The sequence below is a fragment of the Hyphomicrobium sp. 99 genome, from assembly GCF_000384335.2.
Lineage (GTDB): Bacteria > Pseudomonadota > Alphaproteobacteria > Rhizobiales > Hyphomicrobiaceae > Hyphomicrobium_B.
Genome location: NZ_KQ031382.1, coordinates 375,649 through 401,106 on the forward strand (window position 1 = coordinate 375,649; position 25,458 = coordinate 401,106).

The following is a 25,458-nucleotide window of genomic DNA, read 5'->3' on the forward strand; positions in this document are numbered from 1 at the left end:
CTTGGCAGTTGCCGGCGGATCTCGGGGCGGCAATCCGCCCAATCCAATTCGCCGCGGCGATCTCTGTTGCGTCTCTTGCATCCGGCCGACTACCGAGAGTGGGTCACTCATGGGGGCCGGATGGCGACGATCATTGATGGATATAATCGGCGGCTCGCCGAAGGAGAGATCGAGCCCGACGCGGCGCAAGCAGCACTGGCAGTACGTCTTGACGAACTCGATCGGGATCTAGCGACCTACCGGCCGAAAACTGGCATGCTCGCGAAAGTTTTCAGCAAGGCGCCCACCGCTCCGAAGGGACTTTACATTTGGGGTTCGGTTGGCCGCGGCAAGACCATGCTGATGGATCTCTTTTTTGAAGAGACGTCATTCGAGCCGAAACGGCGCGCCCATTTCCACGAATTCATGGCCGACGTGCACGACCGTATCGGCGAAGCCAGAAGGACCGTCGATGGCGATCCGATCCCGCAGGTCGCGGAAAGCATCGCCAAAGAGGCGCGGCTTCTATGCTTTGACGAGATGCATGTGACGGACATCGCCGACGCCATGATCCTCGGCCGGTTGTTCGAGGCACTGTTCGCATCCGGCACCGTCATTGTCGCAACATCCAATGCGCGGCCGTCCGAACTCTATAAGAACGGGCTCAATCGCCAGCTATTCTTGCCCTTCATATCGGCGCTCGAACAGCAGGTCAAAGTGATCGAACTCGGTGCGAAGAAGGATTTCCGCCTCGATAAGCTTTCCGGCGCGAAGCTTTACTTCTACCCCATCGATGGATCGGCGAAGGCCGCGCTCGATGCACACTGGAAGCGGCTGACGGGCAACCATCCGGGAAAACCGCAGTCGCTCGACGTCAAAGGCCGCAAGGTGCGAGTACCGATGGCCTCGATGGGTGTCGCCCGCTTCGACTTCGCGGACCTGTGCGACCTGCCATTGGGCGCAAACGACTACATCCACATCGGCCACGCCTTCCACACCGTCATTATTGACGGCATTCCGATCCTGACGCCCGATCGGCGGGACGTCGCGCGCCGCTTCATCAACCTTGTCGACGCTCTTTATGATGCCCGCATCTGTCTCATCGCCTCCGCTGCCGCCGAGCCGTCCGCGCTTTATCCAAAGGGCGATGGAGCCGATCTCTTCCAGCGGACCGCGTCTCGACTGACCGAAATGCGATCTGAAGCCTACCTGGCTGGCCATTCGGGCGGCCGAACGCGCCACTGACCCAACAAACGTGTCCCATCGTAGCGATTCACCGCACACAATCAGACTTTGAGAAGAAAGTTGCGGCTTGCGCTTGACGGCCCGAGGAATTTGATTAGGCAGCAACGACATCGCGGCCGTAATCGGCAATTACATTTTTAGTGACCTTCGGGGGAGCAACATGGCGCGCACCAAAATCGCACTGATCGGATCGGGACAGATTGGTGGCACGCTCGCCCTTTTGGCAGGCCTGAAGGAACTCGGCGATATCGTCATGACCGACATCATTGAAGGTGTCGCGAAGGGCAAAGCCCTGGATCTCTCGCAAACCGCGGCCGTCGAGGGATATAATGCCAAAATTTCGGGAACGGGCCCCGAAGGCTACGCGGCGATTGCCGGAGCCGACGTCTGCATCGTCACCGCCGGCGTTCCTCGCAAACCCGGCATGAGCCGCGACGATCTCCTCGGCATCAACCTGAAGGTCATGGAGCAGGTCGGCGCGGCAATCAAAACGCACGCCCCGAATGCCTTCGTCATCTGCATTACGAACCCGCTCGATGCGATGGTCTGGGCTCTTCAGAAGTTTTCTGGATTGCCCGCGAACAAGGTCGTCGGCATGGCGGGCGTGCTCGATAGCGCCCGCTTTTCCCACTTCCTTGCCGAAGCGGCAGGCGTCTCGATCGAGGATGTGCGCGCCCTGACCCTCGGTGGCCACGGCGACGACATGGTTCCGATGGTCCGTTATTCAACGATCGGTGGCGTGCCGCTTCCCGATTGCGTGAAGCTCGGCTTCTTCAGCCAGGAGAGCCTGGATGCCATGATCAAGCGCACGCGCGGCGGCGGCGGCGAAATCGTCGCTCTTCTCGGCACCGGCTCGGCCTTCTACGCGCCCGCGGCTTCTGCAATCGCCATGGCAGAGAGCTATCTCAAGGATAAGAAGCGCCTACTGCCCTGTGCCGCCTACCTGAGCGGCGAATATGGATTGAAGGATACCTACGTTGGCGTGCCCGCGATCATCGGAGCGGGGGGAATAGAGAAGGTCGTCGAACTGTCACTCGACGAGGCGGAGAAGGCGATGTTCGAGAAATCGGTCGCGTCCGTACAGGGTCTCATCGACGCCTGCAAAAAGATCAACCCGTCCCTTGAAAACTGAAAGAGTGGCGCACCGTGCTGGAACGCCACTCTCAAGAAGATCAGATAAGAGTTTTGGTCTCAGCCGAACTTGAACATTTTCTTGAGATTGTGCGAAAGCGCGCCGCGCTTCTCCTTGCGCGCGACATCGGCTTCGCTTCTGAGCCACGTCATCTGCACGACCCTGCGCTCGCCGACGAAGGGCGTATGGCCGTGCCACGAAAAGTCGGAGCGCCGGAACGCAAAGACCGTACCGGTGAGCGGGCTGATCTGCTCGACGTAGTCTTCGAAATCGTGGTCGTTGCGCAGAACGCGGAGGCAACCGGCGCCGGTGCCATCCCACTTATCATTGAGATAGGTGAGCATCGTCGCGATCTTGGCTTCGCCATCCGTGTGGATGCGTCCGTCCTTCGCAGCCGAGAGCTTGCGAATGGTGATCATCTTCGGCTTGCCGACGAGATCGATGTCGAGTTTTTCCGACACGATCTTCGAAACCTCAGGGCTCTTGAGGTCGGCGAGCAGTTTCTGGAATGCGCCGTGGATGCCCTCGCCGATGTCCGTCTCGGTGAGAAACCCCGGTTCTTTGAGATCAGGAAAATCCTTTTTCAAGGGCTCGACGACAGTCGGCTGAATGAAGTTCTCTCCGACGAGAAAATTGAAGGGGTCACGGCCGGTACGCGCCGCCTTCAGGCCGTCGATGTTGATGCATGCAAATGTCATGGACGTTCCCCGTTATTGACTAAGCGAGTATGGAACAAGGATTTACGGCGCGGGCGGGATCGACTCAAGAGGCGGTCTCGGCGCACCCCGGAAAAACCGGTAAGCGGCAACTTTACGGTTGCGAATTTGGGCAAAAAGCGGCGATGCGCATGATGACAAAGAATTGTTCAGTGGGGACAGGACGATGAACATCCACGAATACCAGGCCAAAGAACTCTACCGCGAATATGGCGTCCCGACGCCGAACGGATTTCCTGCTTTTTCTGTCGAAGAAGCAGTCGAGGCTGCGCGCAAGCTTCCTGGCCCCGTTTGGGTCGTCAAAGCCCAGATTCACGCTGGCGGCCGCGGCAAAGGAAAGTTCAAGGAACCATCGGCCGGTGACAAAGGTGGCGTCCGGCTCGCTAAGTCTCTGGAAGAAGTCGAGACGTTCGCCAAGGAAATGCTCGGCAAGACGCTGATCACCGTTCAGACCGGCCCCGCAGGCCGCGTCGTGAACAGGCTTTACGTCGAAGACGGCTCGGCGATTGCACGCGAGCTTTACCTCTCGGCGCTTGTCGACCGCGAAACGTCGCGCGTGGCGTTCATTGTCAGCGAAGCTGGCGGCATGAACATTGAGGATGTGGCCCACGACACGCCGGAGAAGATCCACACTCTCACGATTGATCCCGCGACGGGCTATCAACCGTTCCATGGCCGCAAGGTCGGCTTCGCGCTGGGCCTCAAAGGCGACCAGTTGAAAGCCTGTGGAAACCTTGTTGAAAACCTCTACCGCATGGTCGTCGAGAAGGACATGAGCCTGCTCGAGATCAACCCACTGGTTGTCACGAAAGACGGCAAGCTCATCTGCCTCGACGGCAAGATGGACTTCGATTCAAACGCTCTCTACCGACACCCGGAAATCGTCGCGTTGCGCGACCTCGGCGAAGAAGATCCGACCGAAATCGAGGCATCGAAATACGATCTCGCCTTCGTCAAGCTCGACGGCAACATTGGCTGCCTCGTCAACGGCGCCGGTCTCGCCATGGCGACGATGGACATCATCAAACTTTACGGGGCCGAGCCCGCAAACTTCCTCGATGTCGGTGGCGGCGCATCGAAGGAAAAGGTTCAGGCGGCGTTCAAGATCATTCTGGCAGACGAGTCCGTCAAAGGGATCTTGGTCAATATTTTCGGGGGGATCATGCGCTGTGATATCATTGCTGAAGGCGTCGTCGCCGCCGCGCGCGAGATGGATATCAAAGTTCCGCTCGTCGTCCGCCTGGAAGGCACGAACGTCGATCTCGGCAAGAAAATCCTCGCCGAATCCGGCCTAAAAATCATTCCAGCCGACGATCTCGCAGACGCTGCAAAGAAGATCACGGATGAGCTCAAGAGCGCAGCTTGACAGTGTCGCGACCTTGAAACGTCGAAACCTTACGAGTTAGTCAGCCGGTTCTGCTTGCTGCACTGCAAAAAATGCGCAACATTCGGGCGTCGAGACACGCCTTCACGCGGGGTTGGAATGTCTATTCTTATCGACCAGAAGACCAAGGTCATTTGCCAGGGCATAACGGGCAGCCAAGGCACCTTCCACACAAAGCAGGCCCGCGCCTACGGCACCCAGATCGTCGGCGGCGTCACGCCCGGCAAGGGCGGCTCCAAGCACCCCGACGCCGAGCTGGCTGACGTCCCGCTTTTCGACAGCGTCGGCGAGGCCGTCTCGAAAACGGGTGCTACAGCAACTTCGATCTACGTTCCCCCGCCCTTCGCGGCCGACGCCATTCTCGAAGCCATCGACGCCGAATTGCCGCTCATCGTCTGCATCACCGAAGGCATTCCGGTGATGGACATGGTCCGCGTCAAAAGGGCCCTCGTGGGCTCGAAGTCGCGCCTCGTCGGGCCGAATTGCCCCGGTCTCCTGACGCCCGGCCAATGCAAGATCGGCATCATGCCCGGCAACATCTTCCAGAAGGGCTCCGTCGGCATTGTATCGCGCTCGGGAACGCTCACATATGAGGCCGTGAAACAGACAACTGACGTGGGACTCGGGCAGACGACCGCTGTCGGCATCGGCGGCGATCCCGTGAAGGGCACCGAATTCATCGATGTCCTCGACATGTTCCTCTCCGACGACGAAACCAAATCGATCATCATGATCGGCGAAATCGGCGGCTCCGCTGAGGAAGACGCGGCGGAGTTCCTGATGCGCGAGGCGCAGAAGGGACGCAAGAAGCCGATGGCAGGCTTCATCGCGGGCGTAACCGCGCCTCCAGGTCGGCGTATGGGACATGCCGGCGCAATCATTTCCGGCGGCAAGGGCAAAGCGGAAGATAAGCTTGCGGCGATGAAAGCCGCGGGCATCGCCATCGCGCCGAGCCCCGCCGCGCTCGGACGTACACTCGTTGAAGTCTTGCGGGCGTAAGCTCGCAAGACGCAATTACCCGAACGGCCGGCGGCACTTCTACCGGTCCTGTCCGCGTAACCCGGAGCATCAAGGCGATGCTTTCGGAGTATGAAAAGGACGAATTTGATGGCACGAAATGGCCAGAACGAAGCGTTCCTGAGGACCTCGTTTTTGAGCGCTGCGAATGCGCCCTACATCGAGGACATGCAGGCAGAATACGAACGCAACCCCGGCGCTGTCAGCGATGAATGGCGACGGTTTTTCGAGAGCATCAAGGAAGCGCCGTCTTCCATGCCGGCATATTCCGGCGGTCCGGCTTGGGCCCCGCCGCTGTCGGCGCTCTTGAATGAGAACGGAGCGGACCGCGATCTCGTCGGCGCTTTGACCGGCGACTACGGCGAAGCCGAACGCACCATTCGCGATAAGATCGAACGCCGCGCGCAGATATCGGGCTTCGAGATGACTCCGGCCGCGTCGCTCCGCGCCACGCAGGATTCCATTCGCGCGCTGATGTTGATCCGCGCCTATCGCGTCATCGGCCATTTGGCCGCCGACCTTGATCCGCTCGGTCTCGCCGACCGCCGCGTCCATCGTGAGCTGATGCCGGAAACCTACGGATTTACCGAAGCCGATCTCGATCGCCCGATCTTCATTGATCGCGTCATGGGCCTCGAAACGGCAACGATGCGCCAGATCGTTACGATCCTGCGCCGGACCTATTGCCGGAAAATCGGCGTGCAATTCACGCACATCACCGATCCGACGCAAAAAGGCTGGATCCAGGAGCGCATCGAAGGCGCTGAGAAAGATATTCGTTTCACGCCCGAAGGCCGGAAAGCCATCCTGCGGAAACTGATCGAGACAGAGACCTTCGAGAAGTTCTGCGATCTCAAATACACCGGCACCAAGCGCTTTGGCCTCGACGGCGCGGAATCGATCATTCCCGCGCTCGAGCAGATCATCAAGCGCGGCGGTCATTTGGGTGTTCGCGAAATCGCGATGGGCATGGCCCACCGTGGCCGGCTCAACGTGCTCGCGAACGTGATGTCGAAGCCGCTGCGCGCGATCTTCAAGGAATTCAAAGGCGGTTCGTTCAAGCCTGACGATGTCGAAGGCTCAGGCGATGTGAAGTATCACCTCGGCGCCTCGTCCGATCGCATGTTCGACGGCAACACCGTTCACTTGTCGCTGACCGCCAACCCCTCGCATCTCGAAATCGTCGATCCGGTCGTGCTCGGAAAAGTGCGCGCAAAACAGGATCAAGCCGGCCTGGCGAGCGGCGACCGGACGCCGGTCATGCCGCTGCTCATTCACGGCGATGCGGCTTTCGCGGGCCAGGGCGTTGTTGCCGAATGCTTCGGGCTCTCAGGCCTTCGCGGTCATCGAACCGGCGGCTCGATTCATTTCATCATCAACAATCAGATCGGCTTCACGACCGCGCCGCATCACTCGCGCTCGTCGCCCTATTGCTCCGACGTTGCCTTGATGATCGAAGCGCCGATCTTTCACGTTAACGGCGATAGCCCCGAAGCCGTCGTTCACGTCGCCAAGATTGCGACCGAGTTCCGCCAGCGCTTTCAGAAACCTGTCGTCATCGACATGTTCTGCTACCGCCGTCACGGTCACAACGAGACGGACGAGCCGATGTTCACGCAGCCGGCGATGTACAAGCGCATCAAATCGCACCCGACCGTCGTCGACATCTATTCGAAAGAACTCATGGATGAGGGTGTGATGACCCCGGCCGAGTTCACCGAGATGAAGGCGACGGTCCGCGCCAACCTCGACAAGGAGTTCAGTTTTTCCGACGCCTACAAGCCCAACAAGGCGGACTGGCTCGACGGACGCTGGTCTGGCATCACCCGACCCGATAGCGATGATTGGCGCGGCAACACGGGCGTGCCGATCGATACGTTGAAAGATATCGGGCATCGCATCACCACGATCCCGAACGACTTCCACATTCACAAGACGGTCGGCAAGCTCATCGAGCGCCGCCGCGAAATGATCGACACCGGTCAGGGCATCGACTGGGCGATGGCCGAACACATGGCGTTCGCGTCCCTTCTGATGGAAGGTTCCCGCGTCCGCCTCTCAGGGCAAGATTGCGAGCGGGGAACCTTCTCCCAACGTCACGCCGTCTTCATCGATCAGGAAAACGAACGCCGGTTCTCGCCGCTGAAGCACCTCTCACCCAATCAGGCGCGCTTCGAGATCGTCAACTCGATGCTGTCGGAAGAAGCGGTTCTTGGCTTCGAATATGGCTATTCCCTCGCCGAGCCCAACGCGCTGACGCTTTGGGAAGCGCAATTCGGCGACTTCGCGAACGGTGCGCAGGTCATCTTCGACCAGTTCCTGTCGTCCGGCGAGCGCAAGTGGTTGCGCATGTCCGGGTTGGTTTGCCTGCTGCCGCATGGCTACGAAGGCCAAGGACCCGAGCATTCATCAGCGCGCCTCGAACGCTACCTTCAGCTGTCGGCGGAAGACAACTGGCAGGTCGCGAACTGCACGACGCCCGCGAACTATTTCCATATTCTGCGGCGGCAATTGCATCGCAATTTCCGCAAGCCTTTGATCCTCATGACTCCGAAGTCGCTGCTACGCCACAAGCGCGTCGTTTCGAAACTTGAGGATTTCGGGCCCAACGCCAGCTTCCATCGTCTGCTCTGGGATGATGCCGAGCGCGGCACGTCCACGATCAAGCTCAAGCCCGACAACGAGATCAAGCGCGTCGTCATCTGCACTGGCAAGGTCTACTACGACCTTCTCGAGGCGCGCGACGCGCAAGGCCGCGACGACGTCTACCTCCTGCGCGTCGAGCAGCTCTATCCGTTTGCCGCTCGCGCGTTCATCCAGGAACTCGGCCGCTTCAAGTTCGCCGAGATCGTCTGGTGCCAGGAAGAGCCTAAAAATATGGGCGCTTGGTATTTCATGGATGCGAATATCGAGTGGGTTCTGAACCATCTCGGATATATTCACCGCCGTCCAAGATATGCAGGACGGCCCGCCTCCGCTTCGACGGCGACAGGCTTGCTTTCGCAGCATATCAAGGAACAGACCGCGCTCGTCGCCGACGCGCTCGGAACATAGGAAGGTTGAGAGGCTCAGATGTCGATCGAGATTCGCGTTCCCGCGCTTGGAGAAAGCGTAACGGAAGCGACTGTGGGCAAATGGTTCAAGAAGGCGGGCGATGCCGTCAATGCGGATGAGCCGATTGTCGAACTCGAAACCGATAAGGTGACGGTCGAAGTCCCCGCCCCCTCGTCAGGCGTGCTGGGTGAAATTCTCGTTCAATCCGGTTCGACGGTCGCCGTCGGATCATTGCTCGCCGCCTTGCGAGATGGAGCCGGCAAGGCTCAATCAGCGAAGGCCGAAGCAAAAGCTCCGTCCCCCTCCCCCGCCCCCGAGCCTGCTCCAAAACAAGCCGCTCCAACCGCCGCCAGCCCGCCTCCCCCGCCGCCTCCGGCAGCCCAAAAGGCGATGACCGAAGCAGGTCTCGAAGCGTCTGAAATCCAAGGCTCCGGAAGACGCGGACAAATCCTGAAGGAGGATGTTCAGAGCGCCGTCGCCTCCGCGCCGAGGCCTGCCGCAGCGCCGCAGGTTCACGAGGTTTCAAGCGCCGCACCTGCGACGAACGTCGTCGCCATCGCGCCATCGCTCAAGGCTGTGCCAGCGCAGGAGACGCGCCTTCCTTCGCCCGGCCACGATGCCACCCGCGAAGAACGCGTGAAGATGACGAGGCTGCGTCAGACCATCGCCCGCCGCCTCAAGGATGCGCAGAACACGGCGGCCATGCTGACGACGTTCAACGACGTCGACATGAGCGCCGTGATGGCATTGCGCGCGCAGTACAAAGACATTTTCGAGAAACGCCACGGCGTGAAGCTCGGCTTCATGGGACTGTTCGTCAAAGCCTGCATTCAGGCGCTGCGCGATGTCCCAGCCGTCAACGCCGAGATCGATGGCGAAGATCTGATCTACAAGAATTACTATCACATCGGCGTTGCCGTCGGCACCGAGAAGGGTCTCGTCGTACCCGTCGTGCGTGATGCCGATCGCCTGAGCCTCGCCGAGATCGAGCAGCGCATCAACGAGTTCGGCAAGCGCGCGCGCGACGGCAAGCTGTCGATCGAAGACATGCAGGGCGGCACCTTCACGATTTCGAACGGCGGTGTCTACGGATCGCTGATGTCCACGCCGATTTTGAACGCGCCCCAGTCCGGCATTCTCGGTATGCATCGCATAGAGGAACGCCCCGTCGTCCGGGCCGGCCAGGTCGTCATCCGCCCGATGATGTATCTGGCGCTCTCCTACGATCACCGCATCGTCGACGGCAAAGAGGCAGTCACCTTCCTCGTTCGCGTCAAGGAATGCCTCGAAGATCCGCAACGCTTCATCCTGGAACTTTGAGATATGCGTGGGGGAGCCTTCTTTGCGGCGGCTGCGGCGATCATCGCAGCAGTGGCGTCTCAAACGTCGGCATTCGCAGAGCCGAAGGTCGGTCGTGACTACATTGATAGCTTGCTGACGCGCGCCTTGCTCGAACGCGGCGCGATGATCGCCTGCGCCGGCATCGAGAACGACGCGAAGTTGATCGAGGTGCTGATCACGAGCTGGCACAAGGACGCCGCCGGCTCAGCCAAGCTGCTCCGCGAAGTCGGATATCCTGACGATTACATCGAAGCGCTCATGGCACGTTTGGATATCGAAAAAGCGACGCCGAAATTTCCCGATCGGACAGCGCTCATCACCTATTGCAACGCTCTTGGTGACTGGAAACTGCGCTGGGAAATGTACATGATCGCCGCGCCGCAATTCGAAATTAAGCGAGCTCTCGATCAATAGGGCCGCAAGGGCAGGAACAGAATTTATGTCGTACGATTTGATCGTCATCGGCACGGGCCCCGGAGGCTACGTCTGCGCCATCCGCGCCGCGCAGCTTGGCATGAAGGTCGCCGTCGTCGAAAAGCGGTCAACATTCGGCGGCACCTGCTTGAACGTCGGCTGCATTCCCTCGAAGGCGCTTCTTCACGCCTCCCATTCCTATGACGAGGCGAAGAACGGCTTCGCGTCCTTGGGCATCGCGACCGATCCCAAACTCGATCTCGCGAAAATGCAGTCCTTCAAACGCGAAGGTGTCAAAGGCAACGTCGATGGCGTCGCCTATCTCTTGAAGAAGAACAAGATCGACAGCGTCTTCGGCACCGGCCGCATTGTGCGGTCGGGTCAGGTCGCAGTGACGTCCCCAGGCGGCGAAACACAGACGCTCGAAACGAAATGGATCGTCATCGCGACGGGCTCCGACGTGACGCGCCTTCCCGGTATCGAGATCGACGAAAAGCGCGTCGTCTCATCGACGGGCGCGCTCGATTTCACGACTGTTCCGAAAAAGCTGCTCGTCGTCGGTGCCGGTGTCATCGGTCTCGAACTCGGATCGGTATGGCGGCGGCTCGGCTCCGAAGTCCTCGTCGTCGAATATTTGAACCGCATTCTGCCGGGCATGGATGCCGAGATCGGCCGCTCATTCCAGCGCATCCTCGAGAAGCAAGGAATCGCCTTCCGCCTGTCGAGCAAGGTTTCAGCCGTCGAAACGTCGGATGCTGGCGTAACCGCCAAGGTCGAGCCGGCCGAAGGCGGCGCAGCAGAATCGATCGAGGCTGATGCTGTTCTCGTTGCCGTCGGCCGCGTCCCCTTCACCGAAGGGTTGGGGCTTGCGGAAGCCGGCATCGCGCTCGATCCCAAAAAGCGTGTGCTCGTCGATGGCCATTATCAAACAAACGTGACGGGTGTCTTCGCCATCGGCGACGTCATCGCCGGGCCCATGCTCGCGCATAAAGCAGAAGATGAAGGCGTCGCCGTCGCGGAGATCATCGCCGGCCAAGCCGGTCACGTGAATTACGATGTGATCCCCAACGTCATCTACACGAGCCCCGAGGTCGCGAGCGTCGGTAAGACGGAAGAGGAATTGAAGGCCGCAGGCGTCGCCTACAATGTCGGCAAGTTCCCGTTCACCGCCAACGGCCGCGCCAAAGCCATTCACATGACCGACGGATTCGTCAAAATTCTCGCGGACGCCAAGACGGATCGTGTCCTCGGCGTGCACATCATCGGCGCCAACGCGGGCGAGCTGATCGCCGAAGCCTGCGTTCTCATGGAATTCAGCGGCTCAGCCGAAGACTTGGCGCGCACCTGCCACGCGCATCCGACGTTCTCGGAAGCCGTCAAGGAAGCCGCGCTCGCCGTTGCCAAGCGCGCCATTCACTTCTGATGCGCTACTCGATCGGCGTCACGGTGTAGCCGGACTCGCGAAGCAACGCGACGAGACCCGCCGATCCCGGCAGATGCAGCGCCCCCACCGCGACGAACGCATTGCCATTTTCAAAGAGCGGCAATGCCGCGTCACGCATTTTGGCGTTGCGATCCATCAGCAAGGCTTTCTTGAATCCATCGAACGTTGACGGGGGCGCTCCACTCTCCGCCGCAAGCGCCAGCTGAAATGGCATCGCCGCCCCGATCTGGCGTTTCTGGTACATCTGTACCATCGTCTCCATCATATCGTCGGCGCGATCGGCGTAATCGAGTTCGACTTTCAAAATCGCGAGCTGTTGATCGTCGGCAATGGACGCCAGTGCGCTGAGCTGGCTATCGATTGTCTCGAGGCCCGTAACGGCTATGCCGTTCTTTTGCGCTTCGGCCGCGATGCGTAGATCGAGCACGGCTTTGCCGGAAGCGACCTGCTTGCGTTCGCAGTCGGACGTCGCAAGCAGCATGCTGACAAGCCAGGGCTTCATGACCGCTGCGAATTCGCCCGGCATTCCGGACTTCATGACGATGTCTTGGACCTTGTTATAGTCGTCGTCTGAAAGCACGCGCCTCAGCGATTGACCATCCGTGTAAATGATCAGCTTCGCGGCCTTCGTCATCGCTGCCCCCACAGCCTCGGGCGAAAGATCCGCAACTTCGAGCGCCACGGACTTCGAATGAGCAATGGCCTCGATGGCAGCCGATGGAAGTTCTGCGATGCGAGGATCGCTGAGATGCATCGTTCCGAATAGATAGGACGTCCCGACGCCCGGCTTTTCCACTTTCCAAAGCATCGCTTCGGTGTTGGAGAGCGCGCGGCTCTCCGCCATCACCTTCGCGTAGAGGTCGGGCTTCGTGGCCTGCATCTCGGCCAGCATATCCTTGCCCTGACAACGGGCGGGAGCATCATCGGCTGCGGCCGGACCACTGGCGAACGTGCCAGCTGCAAACATCAGCACGCAAACCATGCGGCGACTGTAATGCAACACGCGGGAAACGGACGGCATGAGGATACTCGTGAACAAGCGCCAGCAGCCTTAGCGGCGCGCCGCTCTCGGATGAGCCTGATCGTAAACCGTCAGCAAGCGCGCCCTGTCGACTTCCGTATAGACTTGCGTCGTCGAGAGCGAGGCATGACCCAAAAGCTCCTGAATTTGACGTAAATCCGCACCTGCGGAAAGCAGATGCGTGGCGAAGGAATGCCGTAATGCATGCGGCGTCGCCGTATCCGGCAGCTGCAGTTCGAGACGCAACTTTTCCATCGCAAGCTGGATCAACCGCGGCGACAAGGGGCCGCCGCGCGCTCCGCGAAAGAGTGGCTGTTCTGGTTCGAGAGGATATGGGCAAAGCCGTATATATTTGGAGATGGCCTCGGAGACGACGGCGAGCGCCGGGACCAGCCGCTCTTTTCCACCCTTGCCCGTTACGTGCATGATATCGCGCCCGTCGATCGGCGCCGTGCGCGGAGTAAGGCTCAAGGCTTCGCTAATGCGCAGTCCCGATCCGTAGAGCAACAGCATCACCGCGACGTCGCGCGCCGTGATCCATTCCTCGCCATCGCCGCCATCGCGCTCGACGAGCGAAGCCGCGCTCTGAACCGTCAAAGGTTTCGGGATCGAATGCGGTATCTTCGGCGCCGCGACTTGCAGAACAGCCCGATTTTTCAGGGTTTCCTCGCGTTCGAGCCACCGGAACAGCGTTCGAAGAGCCGATAGCGACCGCGCCAGCGACCGCGACGTCACGCCCGCCTTCCGCCGCCCGGCAAGGAAAAGCCGAACGGTCTTTGCATCGAGCCGTTCGAGATCGGCGAGGCACGGCGGATGTCCGAGATGCGACTTGAGGAAGGCGAGAAACTGCCGCGCGTCGCGCTCGTAGGCTTCCCGCGTTGCCGCGCTCTGTCCGCGCTCCACGACGAGATGATCGAGCCACGCCGCAATTACGCTTTTCAGATCGCCGCTGAGGGGCAGCTCCGCATCCGCGGCCAGGATTTCGTCGAGCGATTGCGCCAAAATTTGCTCCCCTGTCGGCGCCCTAGACACTTCCGACCGTCAACCGCGTTGGTTAATCAAAGGTTAACGTACGCTAAAGCAACTTGCCGGGGTTGAGGATCCCCTTGGGATCGAGAGCGTGCTTGATCGACCTCATCATGTCGATCTCGACGGCAGACTTGTAACGAACGAGCGCCTCGCGCTTCATTTGGCCGATCCCGTGCTCGGCTGAGATCGACCCGTCGAGTTCCGTAATGAGCTCGAAGATCGCGTCGGCCATCGTGTCCCAAAGGGCGAGATATTGCGCGCGATCCATCCCCTCGGGCTGGCTGACGTTATAGTGCAGGTTGCCGTCGCCGAAATGGCCGAACGGCACTGGCCGCGCACCAGGGCAGACGCGTTCAACGACCGCCGCAGCGCGCTCGATAAACTCCGGAATGCGCGCGACCGGCACAGAGATGTCATGCTTGATGCTGCCACCCGCGCCCTTCTGCGCTTCCGAGAAAGCGTCGCGCAGCCGCCAGAAATCTTCCGCTTGGCGAAGCGATCGCGCGATGGCGGCATCGAGGATGAGACCCTTCGAATGCGCATTCGTCAGCATTCGCTCAATCGTATTGGCGACGCGCGCGCCCGTGCCGCCGTGCGAGAATTCAATCAGGGCGTACCAAGGATAAGCATCCGTGAACGGATCACGAAGATTGGGAACGAAGCTCAGCGCGAACTCCTGCGCGCGATGCGCCCAGAATTCGAACGCCGTCAATGCGCCACCCGCCTCCGCTTCCGCCATGCGAAACAGCCTGAGTGCGTGTTTCGGCGATTCCAGAGCGACAATCGCGGTCTCGCGTTCCGCAGGAGTTGGAAAGAGCTTCACGCAAGCCGCCGTGATGATGCCAAGCGTGCCTTCCGACCCGATCAGAAGATCGCGAAGATCGTAACCGGTGTTATCCTTTTTGAGGCGCCGCAAGCCATGCCACACGCGGCCATCTGCGAGCACGGCTTCTAATCCGAGCGTCAGGCTGCGCGCGTTTCCATACGCGAGAACCGCGGTGCCGCCCGCGTTGGTCGCCAGCGCGCCGCCGATTTGCGCGCTGCCTTCCGAAGCCAAACTCAACGGGAAGATGCGTCCCGCTGCATTGGCCGCCTCTTGAGCGGCAAGCAGCGTGACACCCGCCTCGACGATCATCGTCCCGCCTGCCGCATCGACGTCGCGGATAGCCTTGAGACGGCTGAGCGACAACACGATCTCGTTGCCCTCAAGCGAAGGGATCTGCCCGCCGACCAACCCCGTATTGCCGCCCTGCGGAACGATCGCAACGTCTTCCGCATGGGCAAGCGCCAGGATGCGCGAAACCTCTTCCGTCGAGCCGGGCCGCAGAACGACAGGCGTCTTACCCGTATAGCGGTCCCGCCATTCGCTGAGATAACCGGCTTGGTCCTCAGCGCGCGTCAATGCGTTCGCGTCGCTGACGATGTGTGCGAAGCGCTCGATCAGATCGTTGGATAAGGTCCGTGATCGCACTTTTTCGTGCCCGCCTCACACGATCTTTTGTCCAGTCTTCTTCCAGTCGTTGACGAAGGTGACGAGACCGGCATCCGTTAGCGGATGCTTCACGAGCGCCTTCAGAATGCCCGGTGGAATGGTCGCGACATCGGCGCCGATCATGGCCGCCTCTTTCACGTGGTTCACCGTGCGGATCGATGCTGCGAGAATGTCCGTCGAGAGATCGGGATAGTTGTCGTAGATCGCTCGGATTTCGCGAATGACGTCCATGCCGTTGAGCCCGATGTCGTCGAGACGCCCGATGAACGGCGATACGAACGTCGCACCGGCCTTCGCCGCGAGCAACGCCTGATTTGCCGAAAAGCAGAGCGTGACGTTCACCATCGTGCCGTCGCTCGTCAGGGCTTTGCAAGCTTTGAGACCGTCGAGCGTCAACGGCACTTTGATCGTGACGTTGTTCGCGATCTTCCGCAGAACTTCCGCTTCCTGCATCATGCCGTCGTATTCGGTCGCTGCAACCTCGGCCGACACCGGGCCGGGCACCACGGCGCAAATCTCTTTGACGATTTCCTTGAAGTCGCGGCCGGCCTTTGCAACGAGAGACGGGTTCGTCGTAACGCCGTCCAGTAAGCCCGTCGCCGCCAACTCTTTGATCTCGGTCACGTCGGCGGTATCGACGAAGAATTTCATTTCTTTCTCCTCACCTCGTCCTTAAGTCTTGGCCCTGCCTTTGGTGCGCCGCAACTTCCCGGCAAACCTAGCACGACCGATTCTCGGAGGAAGCTTCTAGTCCGTTGAACGCCCCTTTGGATAGCCTGCTTCAAATCCTGGATAACAACGCCGGCGAGGCCTCTCGCAGTGTGCCCGTGCTCATGCCCGTGGCCCTCGATCAGACCTACGACTATCTGGTGCCGGAAGGCATGGACGTCGCGCCGGGCGCCTTCGTGCTCGTGCCCTTTGGGCCGCAAACCCGCATAGGGATCGTTTGGGATACGCCCCGCGGCGAGGGGAAGCCCGTCGATCCGAAGAAACTCAAGGCTTTGACGAGCCGGATTGACGCACCGTGCCTGCCCGAGATTTCGATGCGCTTTGCCGAATGGGTCGCGCGCTACACCTTGGCGCCCCTAGGCATGGTCGCGCGCATGATGATGAGCGCCGACGCCGCGTTCGAGCCGCCGAAGCATCGTTTCGGCGTGTGCATTGTCGAAGGCGCTGCGCCCCCGCCGAAAATGACCCAGGCCCGCACCCGCGTCATGGAAATCGCAGCCGATGGCCTTGTGCGTTCGAAATCGGATCTCGCCAATCTTGCCGGCTGCTCGACGGGCGTGATCGACGGTCTCGCCGCCGCGGGTATGCTCGTCGAAGTCGCTATCCCCGAGCGTGTCTTTCCGAGGCCGCAAGCGGAACATGGGATCACGGACTTCACCGCCGATCAGACGCGTGCCGTCGAAAGCCTGAGAAGCGCCGTCGACGCCGACAATTTCTCCGTCACCCTGCTCGACGGCGTCACCGGCTCCGGCAAAACCGAAGTCTATTTCGAAGCCGTCGCACGCGCGCTCGAAGCTGGTCACCAAACCCTCATTTTGCTTCCCGAAATTGCACTGACGAGCCAGTTCCTCGACCGCTTCGCGCGCCGCTTCGGTGCGCCACCCGTCGAATGGCATTCAGCACTCAGTCCCGCCGAACGAGGCCGCATCTGGAAAGGCGTCGCACGCGGCGACGTCCGCTGCGTCGTCGGTGCCAGGTCCGCGCTGTTCCTGCCGTTCTCCGACTTGGGGCTGATCGTCGTTGATGAAGAACACGACCAGGGTTTCAAGCAGGATGACCGCGTCCACTATCAGGGACGCGATATGGCCGTCGTCCGCGGCAACCTCGGAAAGTTTCCCGTCATCCTCGCTTCCGCCACGCCGTCGATCGAAAGCCACGTGAACGCGCTGATCGGACGATATCGCCACGCCATCCTTCCCGGACGGTTTTCGGGCGTCCAAATGCCGGACGTCTCCGCGATCGATCTCCGCTCGGAAAAACTGACGCCTGGCAAATGGCTCGCTGAACGCCTCGTCGCGTCGATGACCGAGACGCTCGAAAAAGGCCAGCAAACGCTGCTCTTTCTGAATAGACGCGGCTACGCACCGTTGACGCTGTGCCGGTCCTGCGGACACCGCCTCGAATGCCCGCAATGCACGGCGTGGCTCGTCGAGCACCGCTTCAAGAAAAAGCTGACCTGCCACCACTGCGGCTTCTCGCTGTCGCTTCCGGAGAAGTGCCCGAAATGCGCCGCGCCGGGCTCGCTCGTCGCCTGCGGCCCGGGCGTCGAGCGCGTGCAGGAAGAGGTCGCGGAACGCTTCCCCGATGCGCGCGTCGCGCTGCTCTCGTCCGATCTCATTCCGGGATTGCCCGAGATGCGCGAGATGATTCGCGGCATTGAAGCCCGCGAGTTCGACATCATCATCGGCACGCAGATCGTCGCCAAGGGACATAACTTCCCGGGCCTCGCGTTGGTGGGCGTCGTCGATGGCGATCTGGGCCTCGCGCACGGCGCCGATCCCCGATCCGCCGAACGCACGTTCCAGCTCCTGCATCAGGTGACCGGCCGCGCTGGGCGCACGAGCTTCGTCGGCCGAGGCTTCGTCCAAACCTATTCGCCGGAACACCCGGTGATGACAGCCATCGTCGCCGGCGACCGCAACGCTTTCCTCAATTACGAAGTCAAGACGCGCCAGGCCGGACTGCTGCCGCCCTACGGCCGCTTGGCGGCGATCATCGTCTCCGCGCGAGAGAAACCCCTGACCGAACAGGTCGCCCGCGAAATCGCGCGCCGCGCGCCCCCGAGCGACGTCATTTCCGTGCTGGGACCATCCGAAGCCCCCATCGCCGTCGTGCGCGGCCGCCACCGCTGGCGTCTCCTCGTGAAAGCCCCGCGCGACGTCGATCTGCAGGGCTATCTCAGGGCGTGGGCTGGAATGATTCCAAAACTCAAGTCCGACGTTCGCATCACCGTCGATATCGACCCCTACAATTTCCTTTGATTTGAGTTCGTCTAATTCGAAGGATTCTGCGGCATGTTTGCCATAAGACGCGGACCACTTATGCGCGTGGCCAACCCGTCATTCCGCCCGCACCGCAAATCGTCTAAACGACGTTGAGGCCCGCGCCTGCGCCCGGCCTGAATGAACCCTGCCAGCACTTCATGAAAGCACTTCATGCCCCTTCGCATTGCCGTCCAGATGGACCCGATCGATCGCATCGACATTAGCGGCGATTCGACATTCGCAATCCTTCTCGAAGCGCAGAAGCGCGGACACGATATTTTCTACTACACGCCATTCGATCTCGCCTTGCGCGGAGACAAACTCTTGGCGCGCGGCCAGACGCTGAAGGTCGAAGATAAGCGCGGCGCGCATCACGCGCTTTCCAATCCCCGTACCGAAAATCTGGGCGATCTCGACGTCGTGCTGCTGCGGCAGGATCCGCCGTTCGACATGGCCTACATCACGACGACGCATCTGCTCGAACGCATCCATCCGAAGACGCTCGTCGTCAACGATCCCGCGAGCGTGCGCAACGCGCCGGAGAAGTTGTTCGTGCTGGACTTCCTCGATCTGATGCCGCCGACGCTCGTCACGCGCTCGCTCGCCGACGTGCAGGCCTTCCGCGCCGAATATAAGGACATCATCGTCAAGCCACTCTACGGCAACGGCGGCGCCGCCGTGTTCCGCTTGCGGCCGGAGGACGGAAATCTCGGCTCCCTTGTCGAGCTCTTTCAAACGGTGTTCCGCGAGCCCTTCATGGTGCAGGAGTTCCGCCCCGAGGTGAAGGAAGGCGACAAGCGCATCATCCTCGTCGATGGCGAAATCGCAGGCGCGATCAACCGCGTTCCGCAGGCCGGAGAAACACGCTCGAACCTGCACGTCGGAGGCACCGCCGCGCCCGTCGAACTGACCGACCGCGATCGCGAGATCTGCGCGCGTCTCAAACCCGAATTGAAACGCCGTGGCCTGATCTTCACAGGCATCGACGTCATCGGCCCCTACATCACCGAAATCAACGTCACGTCGCCGACGGGCATCCGCCAGGTGAAGGCGTTCGGCGGCAACGACATCGCCGCGATGATCTGGGACGTCATCGAAGAGAAGAGAAAGTCGCGCGCATGAGTGGGCGTATCGATATTCAAACGATGAAAGGCCAAGTCACGATGAGATCGATGACGATCGCAAGCTCGCTCGGAGCGCTTTTGTTCGTTGCGCTCGCAATGCCGTTGCAAGAAGCGCGAGCCGTCACGGCCTCACCGTTCGCGCCGCTTCTGGGACGTTGGTCGGGCATCGGAATGATTGGCTACAAGGCGAGCCCGCCCGAAAAAGTAAAATGCCGGGCGACCTACCTGCTCACCGAGACCGAAGACGAGCTGAAGCAGACGATCCGCTGCGCAACGGCAGGCGGCGCGGTCGAGATCGTCAGCAACGTGAAGGAGACCGGCGGCAAGCTCTCCGGTCACTGGAAAGAGACGATCCATAATTTCGAAGGCGACCTGACCGGCGATGTCACGCCGAAGGGCTTTCACGTCGTCATCCAAGGCACAGACGTCTCCGCCAACATGGACCTCGTCGTGAACAACGATAAGCAAGCCGTCGAAATTCAGTTCACGAATTCATCGCTGATCGGCATGACGCTGGTGATGACGAAGGGGTGAGGGAGCGCTGTTTTTTTTGGTGCGCTCGGACAGGTTTTTGAAACGGCCTCGGCCGAGCGCTCATCTCGCTGAACTTCCTTCGCGGTCTCCTGAAACCGATTGAACGGCTCTTCAGGATCTAGTTTCAGGTTCTTTGCGCTTAGGCACGTAACATCCAATCGTGAGGGAGTGGTGTGGAGGGAAGGATTTGCACCTCCCGCGGTACTCCGGGCCTGCGGTCGTTTCGCTTTTTCCTCGTTCCATCACCTGCGTGGTTCAGCGTAACCAACTAGGCTCCACAGCACCGCAAGCTTCTCCATGCACCAATTGACGTGTGCCGACCGCGTTGACTGGCACATCTCGATTGACATATCGATGTCGGTTCGTGACGCTCTCCGGACAACCATAAAGGCAAGGCAACAGTTATCATGACTTACCAGACCTTTCCGGGGGAAGGCCCCGGCCACTCGGACAGCATCTCGAAGTTGAAAGCTCTTGGCTTCCCGGGGCGCATGGATGGGCTTTCTTATCTCGACATTGGCTGTAACGAAGGCTTTTTCTGCTTTGAGGCGAAGAAGCGCGGTGCCGCCGTTTCTGTCGGGGTGGACACGTACGCCCCTTACATCGACAACGCTCGCGAACGCGGCCAGCGCTACAACCTGGACGTGGATTTTCGCGTTGGTGATATCTTCGACGTGGAAGGTCAGTTTGACTACATCTTGGTTGCCTCGGTTCTCCACTACATCAAGGAGCCGATTCTGTTCTTCCGGAAAGTTTTCAGCCTGTTGAACCCGAACGGAACCTTGTTGCTTGAAGTCGGCGTTACCGACAATGACCGCGACCTGACCCGCGTCTTCCGTGACGATACGGACTATGTCTATCCTTCGTTGAAGTTTCTGGCGAAGAACTGGCTTCGCGATTTCGACGTCAACCTGTTCGGCGAAAGTGTTCCGCAGGTCGGCGACCCGGTGAACCGCAAGGTTTTCCACTGCCACAAGATCCAATCCGTTTATCTGGCCCCGCCGTCCGCGAGTGCCCTCTCGGCTATTTCGCAGGTCGAAGGGCAGCGTATTGATGCTGACCAGTATTTCCTGCCGGCCGTTCCGCGTTCACTCGCGCGCGTGCCCGAGCAGCAGAAAGAGATCTTCAAGGCTGGCGACAAGTTCGACGGCGATGTTGTCCTTGCGTTCAAGAGCATCGCTCACGACCGGTCGATCGTGAACTATGTCGTCGATGTGCTCAACGAAGCCGTTCGCTTTCAGGGCGGCTCCAAGCATACCTTCGTTGAAGGGCGAATCGTGCCTTTCATTTCCGAGCAGTTGTCGGCCCGGCTCAAGCCCTCGGAAGGTTTCCGTGTATTCCGCATGGCCACATGTGACGCAGAGGGCTCTATCCAGATCGGCCAAACGGGAGCGATCGACGTACAGAACACTGCCGACGTGCGGGCGGATATCGAGAAGTTTGGAGCCCAAGCTTGGGCCGAACGCTACCTTTTGCAGAACCGAACACCCAACAGAGCCCTGTTCGAGCGGATCACCAAACAAAAGGCGTACTGGCTCGGGCCAATAGACGTTCCGGTTGCCGATCTCATCCCAATGAGCGGCCCGGGCCGAAAGTATCATGAGGATCAAGCCGAGTGGGACCGCAGGGCAGATCAGATCGCCAAAGCGGTCAACTCACCCGATGACATCCCGCCTTCCATAGCCTTCGTTAGAGACGAAGAGGATGGCTCACGGAAGCTAGTCCTAGCCGATGGAGCGCACCGGCACGAAGCGTTCAGCCGCCGAGGCTTCAAGACCATGCCGGTCCTTCTATGGTTCGATAACGAGGCCCTCTACATGAGCTACCAAGCTAGGATCGCGGCTTGATTGCGATGGTTTGGGAGGACTAACGGATGAGTTTTTACACGCCGAAATACATTTGGCGGATACCACAAGGGCGATTTGGTTTTTGCTACAGTTGGCAGCCGAAGATTGCTGTGCGATGTGAGCCTGCGTTCCCCCTTCGTTCTTGACTTTGTCTCAGCCTGCTGATTAGCTCTCCTCAGGGGGAGCAAAATGTACGGTCAGATCTCCACGCTCGCGTTCATCGGCATCGAGGCACGGCCCGTCGAAGTGCAGGTCCGCGTGACGCCGGGGGCCGCCGCATTCGCCATCGTCGGCCTGCCCGACAAGGCAGTCGCAGAAAGCCGTGAGCGCGTCCGTAACGCCCTCCACGCGGTCGGCCTGGGGCTTCCCTACAAGCACATCACCGTCAACCTCGCGCCCGCGGACCTGCCGAAGGAAGGAAGCCACTTCGATCTACCGATCGTGCTCGCGATGATGTGCGCGATGGAGGCGATCGCGCCCGATGCCATCGCTGGCTATGCCGCCATCGGCGAGCTGGCGCTCGATGGCTCCATCCGGGCCGTGCCGGGCACGCTGCCGGCTGCCATCGGCGCCAACGCCATCGGCAAGGGCCTTATCTGCCCCGCCGCCTCGGGCCCCGAAGCGGCCTGGGCGAGCGAGGACATCGCGATCCTGGCGGCCCCGCACCTGCTGTCGCTGGTCAATCACTTCAAGGGGACCCAAACGCTCTCGCGGCCTGAACCGAATGTGCTGCCGACGCAGAGCTACGCCGCCGATCTCCGCGATATCAAAGGGCAGGAAACCGCCAAGCGCGCGCTCGAAATCGCCGCCGCCGGCAACCACAACCTCTTGATGATTGGCCCACCCGGCTCCGGCAAATCGATGCTCGCGTCGCGTCTTCCATCCATTTTGCCGCCACTACAACCCGAAGAGATCCTCGAAGTCTCGATGGTGCATTCGCTGGCGGGCGAACTGATGGGCGGCAAGCTCACGGTCGAACGTCCGTTCCGCGCGCCCCATCATTCGGCGAGCATGGCGTCACTCGTCGGCGGTGGCTCGCGGCCAAGGCCAGGAGAAGTCTCTCTCGCCCATCACGGCGTTCTCTTCCTCGACGAGCTGCCGGAATTCCAGCCGAACGTGCTCGACGCACTGCGTCAGCCGCTGGAGTCAGGCGAAACGGTTATCGCACGCGCCAACCATCGGATTTCCTATCCCTCGCGCATCCAGCTGATCGCGGCGATGAACCCGTGTAAATGCGGAGGCAGCAATCCCGGCGAGCCGTGCCGTCGCGGCCCGCGCTGCGCCAGCGATTATCAGGCGCGCGTATCCGGCCCTCTGCTCGATCGCATCGATTTGCAGATAGAGGTCCCGGCCATTTCCGCTGCCGATCTCGTTCTGCCCGCTCCGTCCGAAGGAAGTGCCGAAGTCCGAACGCGCGTCGCAGCGGCCCGCGAGCGGCAACGCGCCCGATTTGCAGCGCTGGGTGCCAGAGGCGTCCGCACGAATGCCGATTGCTCGGCAACGCTTCTCGAACAGACTGCAATGCCGGACGAAGCAGGTGTGACGCTTCTTCGTCACGCGGCCGAAACGCTCGGGCTATCGGCGCGCGGCTTTCACCGCACCCTAAAGGTCGCGCGAACGATCGCCGACCTGGAGCGTTGTGACACCGTATCCCGCGCTCATGTCGCGGAGGCCCTGAGCTATCGAGGAGAGACATTGCGACAGGTAAGAGCAGCCTGACGTTCGACAAATGGTGAAGCGCATGGAGTTTCGAAAATCTTCTACTATTCAAGCCGCCGAGTACGATGGTGCGCGCAAGACGCTCGACATCGTTTTTTCGGACGGCAGTTGCTTCACCTATTACGAAGTGCCGGATCGGGAATACGAGGGTCTCGTCAAAGCGGCCTCCGCCGCGGGCTATTTCAAGAAGCGCATTCGCGACAAGTACATGTGCGAGGAGTGCATCCGACAGCGCACGCCGCGCGCAAATAAAAACGCCGGAACTCGAAAGCCCCGGCGCACACTTCACTGATTTGCGTTTGTCGCGATCAGCCGAAGACGGATTTCACGCCCGCCTGCATCGCAGCGGCTTGAGCCGCATTCCGCAAGAGACACGCGATCGTCATCGGCCCGACGCCGCCCGGAACCGGCGTGATCGCGCCCGCAACTTTCGAGCACTCTTCATACGCGACGTCGCCGACGATCTTCGTCTTGCCGCCTTCGGACGGAACGCGATTGATGCCGACGTCGATGACGGTCGCGCCCGGCTTGATCCAGCTACCCTTGACCATCTCCGGAATGCCGACAGCGGCGATGACGAGATCGGCGCCACGGACGACGTCTTCGATGTTCTTCGTGCGCGAGTGCGCGATGGTCACCGTGCAATTTTCTCTAAGCAGCAGAGCCGCGACCGGCTTGCCGACGATGTTCGAACGGCCGATGACGACGGCGTTGAGGCCCGAGAGGTTCGACACCACGCTCTTTGCAAGGATGACCGATCCGGTCGGCGTGCACGGCACCAGCGCGCGTTCGCCAACCCAAAGCCGGCCGACGTTCACCGGATGAAAACCGTCGACATCCTTATCGGGGCTGATCAGGTTCAGCACCTTCTCGGCGTTGATGTGCTTCGGCAGCGGCAGCTGCACGAGAATGCCGTGACAGGCCGGATCGTTGTTGAGCTTCTCGACAAGAGCCAGCACGTCGGCTTCCGGCGTCTCGGCCGGAAGGCGGTGCTCCCACGAGTTCATGCCGACCTCGACGGTCTGCTTCGCCTTGTTCGCGACATAGACCTTGCTCGCCGGATCTTCGCCGACAAGCACGACGGCTAGTCCGGGCTTCAGGCCATGCTCTTTCTGAAGCCGCGCAACCTCTGCAGCAACCTCAGCGCGGACCTTCGCCGCAATCTCTTTCCCATCGATGATTTGCGCCACGGACATTCCCGTCTTTCCTCCTCGTTAACTTATTTTCTCAACGCGTCACTTCGTTCCTGCAGTCGCTGTTCGAGCACGTCCGGATCACCGGAAATCCGCAAGGATTTGAGCCGCGACTTCCCGCCCGTTGCGAGCGAAACCGAGCTCTTTGTCACGCCGAGCCACCGGGCGACCAGCTCTTCGAGCGCCCTGTTGGCAGCTCCATCTTCGGGAAGTGCGCGGACACGCGCCTGAAAAGCCGGACCGTCGGGGGTTTCGACGACCCCGTCAATCGCCTCTTTGGAAGATTTCGGGGTCAGACGAAAGTGCGCAATGACGCACGCGCCCCCATGCCGCCAAGCCTTGCGAGCTGGCGGCTGGGATGCCGACCGGCTGATCACACGATCGCCTTGGCGATATTCGGAAGTACGACGGTCTGGATGAAATAGCAGGCGAGCAGCAGAATGACGGGTGAAATATCGAGCCCGCCCATGTTCGGAAGGGCGTTCCGGATCGGCCGCAGCAATGGCTCGGTCACCGCGTTCAACCCCTGCCAGATCGAACGAACCATCGGATTGTAGGCGTTGATGACCCCAAAGGCCATCAGCCAACTTACGATCACGACGGCGATGACGACGTAAGTATAAAGAGTGATGAGATAACTGATAAAAGCCAGAAGCTCGAGCATTCGCCGTCCCGCAGTTGCGCACCGTTGCGCCATGTAGCCCCGACACCCAGTGCGCCGCAAGTAGGGATAAGGCTGCAGGAACGTCCCGGGCGGCCAGACTGCAAAATGAAGGAATT

22 protein-coding genes are annotated in these 25,458 nt (G+C 60.6%); 14 read left to right on the top strand and 8 right to left on the bottom strand.

The annotated features are described in order from the left end of the window. The first annotated feature begins 120 nt into the window (after window positions 1-120). The gene (zapE, locus tag G359_RS02165) at window positions 121-1,224 is read left to right on the top strand and encodes a cell division protein ZapE (protein ID WP_045834794.1); all 1,104 of its coding nucleotides are present in this window, start codon (window positions 121-123) and stop codon (window positions 1,222-1,224) included. Window positions 1,225-1,384: 160 nt separating this feature from the next. Further along, window positions 1,385-2,356 carry a malate dehydrogenase gene (mdh, locus tag G359_RS02170; RefSeq protein WP_045834795.1) on the top strand — a complete coding sequence of 324 codons (972 nt, stop codon included), beginning with the start codon at window positions 1,385-1,387 and terminating at the stop codon, window positions 2,354-2,356. A gap of 59 nt (window positions 2,357-2,415) precedes the next feature. Here the strand turns inward: mdh and G359_RS02175 are convergent, their stop codons facing one another. Then, window positions 2,416-3,054: a 2OG-Fe(II) oxygenase gene (locus G359_RS02175; RefSeq protein WP_045834796.1), complete on the bottom strand. Its 639-nt coding sequence runs from the start codon at window positions 3,052-3,054 to the stop codon at window positions 2,416-2,418. Between the two features lie 184 nt (window positions 3,055-3,238). Between G359_RS02175 and sucC the strand changes: the two genes are divergently transcribed. The 6 genes from sucC (at window position 3,239) to lpdA (ending at window position 11,705) form a co-directional block, all read left to right on the top strand. After that, entirely contained in the window at window positions 3,239-4,438 is a 1,200-nt protein-coding gene (gene sucC, locus G359_RS02180; protein WP_045834797.1) for an ADP-forming succinate--CoA ligase subunit beta, read from the top strand. A gap of 117 nt (window positions 4,439-4,555) precedes the next feature. After that, window positions 4,556-5,455 carry a succinate--CoA ligase subunit alpha gene (gene sucD / locus G359_RS02185; RefSeq protein ID WP_045834798.1) on the top strand — a complete coding sequence of 300 codons (900 nt, stop codon included), beginning with the start codon at window positions 4,556-4,558 and terminating at the stop codon, window positions 5,453-5,455. 108 nt (window positions 5,456-5,563) lie between these two features. Then, window positions 5,564-8,527: a 2-oxoglutarate dehydrogenase E1 component gene (locus G359_RS02190; RefSeq protein WP_045837547.1), complete on the top strand. Its 2,964-nt coding sequence runs from the start codon at window positions 5,564-5,566 to the stop codon at window positions 8,525-8,527. 18 nt (window positions 8,528-8,545) lie between these two features. After that, complete coding sequence (gene odhB / locus G359_RS02195) at window positions 8,546-9,847, top strand: 2-oxoglutarate dehydrogenase complex dihydrolipoyllysine-residue succinyltransferase (RefSeq protein ID WP_045834799.1); 1,302 nt, start codon at window positions 8,546-8,548, stop codon at window positions 9,845-9,847. A gap of 3 nt (window positions 9,848-9,850) precedes the next feature. Beyond that, window positions 9,851-10,282, top strand: coding sequence for a hypothetical protein (locus tag G359_RS02200; RefSeq protein WP_045834800.1), 432 nt, complete (start codon window positions 9,851-9,853; stop codon window positions 10,280-10,282). A 25-nt stretch (window positions 10,283-10,307) separates the two neighbouring features. Further along, window positions 10,308-11,705, top strand: coding sequence for a dihydrolipoyl dehydrogenase (gene lpdA / locus G359_RS02205; protein WP_045834801.1), 1,398 nt, complete (start codon window positions 10,308-10,310; stop codon window positions 11,703-11,705). Between the two features lie 4 nt (window positions 11,706-11,709). Here the strand turns inward: lpdA and G359_RS02210 are convergent, their stop codons facing one another. From G359_RS02210 to fsa, 4 genes are all read right to left on the bottom strand, one after another. Next, window positions 11,710-12,747 (bottom strand): TraB/GumN family protein, encoded by a 1,038-nt coding sequence (locus G359_RS02210; protein ID WP_082072761.1) that lies wholly within the window; start codon window positions 12,745-12,747, stop codon window positions 11,710-11,712. Window positions 12,748-12,777: 30 nt separating this feature from the next. Continuing rightward, on the bottom strand, window positions 12,778-13,749 hold the full coding sequence (locus G359_RS02215) for a tyrosine recombinase XerC (RefSeq protein WP_371198989.1): 972 nt from the start codon (window positions 13,747-13,749) through the stop codon (window positions 12,778-12,780). A gap of 73 nt (window positions 13,750-13,822) precedes the next feature. Then, on the bottom strand, window positions 13,823-15,247 hold the full coding sequence (locus G359_RS02220) for an FAD-binding oxidoreductase (RefSeq protein ID WP_045834803.1): 1,425 nt from the start codon (window positions 15,245-15,247) through the stop codon (window positions 13,823-13,825). Between the two features lie 15 nt (window positions 15,248-15,262). Further along, on the bottom strand, window positions 15,263-15,919 hold the full coding sequence (gene fsa, locus G359_RS02225; protein WP_045834804.1) for a fructose-6-phosphate aldolase: 657 nt from the start codon (window positions 15,917-15,919) through the stop codon (window positions 15,263-15,265). A 104-nt stretch (window positions 15,920-16,023) separates the two neighbouring features. Here fsa and G359_RS02230 point away from each other — a divergent pair, with 104 nt between their 5' ends. The 6 genes from G359_RS02230 to G359_RS02255 all read left to right on the top strand — a co-directional run bounded on the left by G359_RS02230 (window position 16,024) and on the right by G359_RS02255 (window position 23,777). After that, the gene (locus G359_RS02230; protein ID WP_045834805.1) at window positions 16,024-18,258 is read left to right on the top strand and encodes a primosomal protein N'; all 2,235 of its coding nucleotides are present in this window, start codon (window positions 16,024-16,026) and stop codon (window positions 18,256-18,258) included. A gap of 174 nt (window positions 18,259-18,432) precedes the next feature. After that, window positions 18,433-19,383: a glutathione synthase gene (gshB, locus tag G359_RS02235; protein WP_045834806.1), complete on the top strand. Its 951-nt coding sequence runs from the start codon at window positions 18,433-18,435 to the stop codon at window positions 19,381-19,383. Next, window positions 19,380-19,919: a hypothetical protein gene (locus G359_RS02240; RefSeq protein WP_245279902.1), complete on the top strand. Its 540-nt coding sequence runs from the start codon at window positions 19,380-19,382 to the stop codon at window positions 19,917-19,919. Before gshB ends, G359_RS02240 begins: the two co-directional genes overlap by 4 nt. Before the next feature lie 407 nt (window positions 19,920-20,326). Further along, complete coding sequence (locus G359_RS02245) at window positions 20,327-21,766, top strand: methyltransferase domain-containing protein (protein WP_082072762.1); 1,440 nt, start codon at window positions 20,327-20,329, stop codon at window positions 21,764-21,766. Window positions 21,767-21,955: 189 nt separating this feature from the next. Beyond that, entirely contained in the window at window positions 21,956-23,485 is a 1,530-nt protein-coding gene (locus G359_RS02250; RefSeq protein WP_045834808.1) for a YifB family Mg chelatase-like AAA ATPase, read from the top strand. A gap of 10 nt (window positions 23,486-23,495) precedes the next feature. After that, a complete protein-coding gene (locus G359_RS02255) occupies window positions 23,496-23,777 on the top strand; it encodes a KTSC domain-containing protein (protein ID WP_052699150.1) in 282 nt (93 codons plus the stop codon). 16 nt (window positions 23,778-23,793) lie between these two features. Here G359_RS02255 and folD read toward each other — a convergent pair whose 3' ends face one another. From folD to G359_RS02270, 3 genes are read right to left on the bottom strand one after another with little or no spacing between them, the layout of a single operon-like run. Next, the gene (folD, locus tag G359_RS02260) at window positions 23,794-24,681 is read right to left on the bottom strand and encodes a bifunctional methylenetetrahydrofolate dehydrogenase/methenyltetrahydrofolate cyclohydrolase FolD (RefSeq protein ID WP_045834809.1); all 888 of its coding nucleotides are present in this window, start codon (window positions 24,679-24,681) and stop codon (window positions 23,794-23,796) included. Window positions 24,682-24,704: 23 nt separating this feature from the next. Then, window positions 24,705-25,055: a DUF167 family protein gene (locus tag G359_RS02265; protein ID WP_082072763.1), complete on the bottom strand. Its 351-nt coding sequence runs from the start codon at window positions 25,053-25,055 to the stop codon at window positions 24,705-24,707. Next, on the bottom strand, window positions 25,052-25,342 hold the full coding sequence (locus G359_RS02270) for a YggT family protein (protein ID WP_045837552.1): 291 nt from the start codon (window positions 25,340-25,342) through the stop codon (window positions 25,052-25,054). Before G359_RS02270 ends, G359_RS02265 begins: the two co-directional genes overlap by 4 nt. Window positions 25,343-25,458 lie beyond the last annotated feature (116 nt).